Here is a 454-nt window from a genome sequence, read left to right as displayed (position 1 = left end):
CCAATACCCACTTTGATTGGCTCAGGCGTAATTTTGTTGGTGTCTTTATCCGTGGATGAACCTAAAACATGATCAGGGGCTTCAAGGCGGATTTTATGTAACCAACCGACATTAACGTCCTGTAGTAACTTGTTAACTTTACGGTCTGACGTTGCCGCGCGGCTCGTACCATTAAATCCAATCATGATGCGGTCAAGGGCTTGACGCTGAATAATGGCATCTCGGATACGGCGTTGGAAATCTTCAAACATTGCCCACATATCCAATTTTTCGTAACGGATAGCAGTATCAAAATTCGTTTGGCGGCAGTGATAGCCTTGCTCGGCTAATTGTGTTGGATCTGTCGGCTCACGGTCTTGTTTGGTAGTATCCGTCGTGCCTGCCACAGTTGAGCCAATACCGATGCCGATTTTTTCACCCACTTGGTCTTTCACTGGCACAATATTAATTTTGG

At 45.8% G+C, this 454-nt stretch carries 1 protein-coding gene; it reads right to left on the bottom strand.

The genetic code is table 11. From position 1 onward, the window contains the following. A partial coding sequence (locus PROVRUST_RS18385) for a P2 family phage major capsid protein (protein WP_006816421.1) occupies positions 1-454 on the bottom strand: 454 nt, incomplete at both ends.

The organism is Providencia rustigianii DSM 4541 (assembly GCF_000156395.1).
GTDB classification, from domain to species: domain Bacteria; phylum Pseudomonadota; class Gammaproteobacteria; order Enterobacterales; family Enterobacteriaceae; genus Providencia; species Providencia rustigianii.
This window is presented reverse-complemented; position numbering and strand designations above follow the sequence as displayed.